The sequence below is a fragment of the Pelagivirga sediminicola genome, from assembly GCF_003072125.1.
GTDB classification, from domain to species: domain Bacteria; phylum Pseudomonadota; class Alphaproteobacteria; order Rhodobacterales; family Rhodobacteraceae; genus Roseovarius; species Roseovarius sediminicola.
Genome location: NZ_QCYH01000044.1, coordinates 1 through 3,103 on the forward strand (window position 1 = coordinate 1; position 3,103 = coordinate 3,103).

Here is a 3,103-nt window from a genome sequence, read left to right on the forward strand (position 1 = left end):
CCTAGAGCGCGGTGCCATGATCGAGGATCATGGCAGGGGCCACGGCCCCCGCTGCTTGCGCAGCTCCCCCGTGGATATTTTCAGGAAAATGAGGCAGGAAAAAAGGGCAGGGCAACGGCGTTACCTGCCGCCCCGACATCCTATCTGACGCCTTGTGAGCGGCCCGCCAGGTCGCACCAATCGGTTGCCCATTCGTCCATCGTGGCGAGCGTTGCGCCGTCCGGGTCGATCAGGAAAAGATCGGGTTTGATCTTCGCGGCGGCATGATGGTCTTTGCCGAACATGCGAAGCACGTTTTCATTCGTGGAGTAGATCGCCTGCGGATCGGGCTGGCCCTCATACTTGGCTTTCAACATGAAAAGACGTTCTGACATTCTGCCGCTCCTGTTCGGTCCAACCGAAAGGCTAGGCTGGAACCACATCCGCCGCCACCCAATAGGCGACGCTCACTAAATCCGACGAACCTGCAACACCAGCATCCTTGTCGGGAATAGAGACGCTGAATTTCGGGGCGTTGGTGTAGCCTGTAATCTCCCAAAAGAAACCGATGCCACGGTGGAGAACCGGAAATTCGCGCCCTTTGGCTCCCTGTCGGTCAAGCTGTTCGATGGTTTTCTGTTCGATCCACGTCCGAACACTGTCAGGATCGGCAACCCCGCTCTGAATAAGGTATCGCTCGGCTCCTGCGAGGTTGTCGGGATCATAGGCAATTTCCATATCTGGCTTCTTCTCGATGTGTTTGATTACAGGGGATTGTGACGGCATGATCCTAAAGGCGAGCGGCGAAGATTGCCAACCCGAAACCGGGCAAGGAAAGGGGCGGCTGAAAGCCGCCCCAACCGTCAGTCTTTCGGCTTCCACCAGACGCAATATCCGGTCGGCACGTTTGTTCCGCTCTCTGCGAAACTGCCAACGGGCAGATCGCGCCACTCGCCAATCGTGTTGCCGTGGTCGTAGTAGGCCGTCGCGGGCAGGACGCAGACCAGCCGCCCGCCTTTTTTCAGGAACTTTTGGGCGTGATCCAGATGCTTTTTATAGTGCGTTCCGTAGAATGGCGGGTTCATCACCACCACGTCAAAGCGGGCCTCCGGGGCGACCTGTAGAAAATTCGCAGTCATGACGTGGTGGCCTTTGGCGCGCGCCTGTTCCGCGCGGCCTGCGTCATACTCGATGCCGGTGACAAAGAGGGGTGTTCGGCGCTTCCAACGGTCCTCCTGATTGTGCCAGTCGGCCAGCTCGTCCATCATGTCGCCCGTGCCGCATGACGGCTCAAGGATGGTTTCGCCGCCTGAAAGCTGCAATCGCTGCAACACTTCTTCCGTCACCCGGCGCGGCGTGGGGTAGAATTGCAGATCGCGCGCAACTTCGGTGCTTGGCCGTTTCGCTTCTGTCGCGTTCGGCGCGTCGGGCAAAACCTCGCCGTAGAACTCGGCCAGAGCGCGGTTAATGTCGAGCAAGCCCTGCTTGTCGAAGATCAGATGCGCGTTCCCGTTCTTGAATGAGCGGATGATGCCGCCGCTAAAGTCTGCCTCGCCGTGGCGTCGGGCCTCGTCCATCATGCTCGACCATTCGCCATATTCCATGCGGGCTTGACCGCGATAGACGCGCAGGGCGTTGAGCGTGTCTTTGACACGTTCAGCGCCCCAGGATGAAAGATAGCGGTCAACGTGGTTGACGATGATCCGTTTCGGCAATCCCTGAACGCCAATGGCAACCTTGCTGTGGCTCTTATAGGCGGGGTCCAGATCGCAGAAACATTCGGCCAGCCCCTTTAGAATGTGGTGGCGTTGGTCCAGCAGGAACGCGCCGAAGTGTTCCGCGATGGCGGCAAGCGTCAACTCGGGCGGGTTCTCGAAAAACAGATCGAACCGCTTCCGGTCCTTCGCGCTGGCGCAGTCCTTGACCGGCAATCCTTCATAGACGTGCCGCCAAGCGGATCGCAGCAACGCGGCTTTCATCCGCTCGGCCGATATTTCTGGATCATGGCCGCGCAGGAAAATATCGCCGCCCCAACTGGTCCCGATGGCGCTGGCGTTTTTCACGCGGGCCGTAGCGTCAGCGAAGGCCCGCGCCTCGGCCTCGATGCCCTGATATTCCTCGATGATTTCGATAACGCCGCTTTCCGTCTCGCGCGTGACCGCGCCGCCGTCACGCTTCGCGGTGTATCGCTGCACAATCTCTTTGAGGCTCTGCCGGATGGCAGGGGCGCTACGCGCCTCCTGCTCCGGTGTGGTGCCGATACGGGCAAAACCGGTGTGCTGGTTCATGCCACGTCCTCCGCGCTGATGATCTTGCCAGTCGCTCCGATAAAGCGCCCGCCCGATGAACTGGTTTGGCCGCTGTTGAAAATGTCCTTTGGGGTCATTTGGTGCGGGAAAATCGTCGCCTCGCCTTTATCGTTGCATACGAAAATCCAGCCTCCGGTGCCTTCCTCGTCGCGGTAGCGGATCGCCTCGGCTTCATTGTCGAAATGGTGGGTGCTGCGGCGGCTGCTCATGCTTTCGCCTCCGGGGTATCGGTCCAGTCGTCGGCCCATTCGTCCATCGTGGCGATGGTGTCGCCGTCCGGGTTCTTGAGGGTGAGGATCGGCTTGATCGTGGCGGCGCGGTGATGGTCGCGCCCGAACATGCGAAGGATGATTTCGCTCGTGCCGTAAATGGCCTGCGGATAGGGCTGGCCCTGATAGTCGGCCTGCAATGTGAAAAGACGTGCTGACATGATGTTGCTCCGTGGATGCTGCCCCGCCGGGTCGGGCGGGGCGTTGTTGGGGGAAAGGATCAGACGCAAAGCGCGCGATAGGTCTCGGAGTCCTCGTAGCGGATGATCGGCTCGCCGCTCTCGGTCGTGCCGCCCCAGCAAGGGCCGACGAAACCGGCCATTTTCGGATGGCCCTGCAATTCGGGACGGGTGCGCGGGTTGGCGGATACGCCGGTAATCGCGGTGTAATTGTCCTCGGCCCATGCCTCGATGCTGTCGGGGTATGTGCTGACCATTCCTTCTTCGGTCGTGACGACGATTTGATAAGCCATTTTTCTCGTTCCTTTGTGGTGCTGCCCTGTCCGGCTTGGTGCCGATAATCGGGCGGGGTTTTAGGGGTCGGTCG

Annotated in this window: 6 protein-coding genes; all 6 read right to left on the reverse strand. The window is 60.0% G+C overall.

From position 1 onward, the window contains the following. Positions 1-140: 140 nt before the first annotated feature. From DC366_RS19260 to DC366_RS19285, 6 genes are read right to left on the reverse strand one after another with little or no spacing between them, the layout of a single operon-like run. Positions 141-374, reverse strand: coding sequence for a hypothetical protein (locus DC366_RS19260; protein ID WP_108693760.1), 234 nt, complete (start codon positions 372-374; stop codon positions 141-143). Positions 375-405: 31 nt separating this feature from the next. Next, a complete protein-coding gene (locus DC366_RS19760; protein ID WP_133176255.1) occupies positions 406-861 on the reverse strand; it encodes a hypothetical protein in 456 nt (151 codons plus the stop codon). Continuing rightward, entirely contained in the window at positions 843-2,267 is a 1,425-nt protein-coding gene (locus DC366_RS19270; protein WP_108693762.1) for a DUF4942 domain-containing protein, read from the reverse strand. Before DC366_RS19270 ends, DC366_RS19760 begins: the two co-directional genes overlap by 19 nt. Further along, positions 2,264-2,497 carry a hypothetical protein gene (locus DC366_RS19275; RefSeq protein ID WP_108693763.1) on the reverse strand — a complete coding sequence of 78 codons (234 nt, stop codon included), beginning with the start codon at positions 2,495-2,497 and terminating at the stop codon, positions 2,264-2,266. Before DC366_RS19275 ends, DC366_RS19270 begins: the two co-directional genes overlap by 4 nt. Beyond that, positions 2,494-2,718, reverse strand: coding sequence for a hypothetical protein (locus DC366_RS19280; RefSeq protein WP_133176256.1), 225 nt, complete (start codon positions 2,716-2,718; stop codon positions 2,494-2,496). Before DC366_RS19280 ends, DC366_RS19275 begins: the two co-directional genes overlap by 4 nt. Positions 2,719-2,777: 59 nt before the next feature. Next, a complete protein-coding gene (locus tag DC366_RS19285; protein WP_108693765.1) occupies positions 2,778-3,029 on the reverse strand; it encodes a hypothetical protein in 252 nt (83 codons plus the stop codon). Between the last annotated feature and the right edge of the window lie 74 nt (positions 3,030-3,103).

Excerpts from the sequence above, each read along its gene's own strand:
- DC366_RS19260 (WP_108693760.1), bottom strand. The coding sequence starts at position 374 with ATGTCAGAACGTCTTTTCATGTTGAAAGCCAAGTATGAGGGCCAGCCC.
- DC366_RS19270 (WP_108693762.1), bottom strand. The coding sequence starts at position 2,267 with ATGAACCAGCACACCGGTTTTGCCCGTATCGGCACCACACCGGAGCAG.
- DC366_RS19275 (WP_108693763.1), bottom strand. The coding sequence starts at position 2,497 with ATGAGCAGCCGCCGCAGCACCCACCATTTCGACAATGAAGCCGAGGCG.
- DC366_RS19280 (WP_133176256.1), bottom strand. The coding sequence starts at position 2,718 with ATGTCAGCACGTCTTTTCACATTGCAGGCCGACTATCAGGGCCAGCCC.
- DC366_RS19285 (WP_108693765.1), bottom strand. The coding sequence starts at position 3,029 with ATGGCTTATCAAATCGTCGTCACGACCGAAGAAGGAATGGTCAGCACA.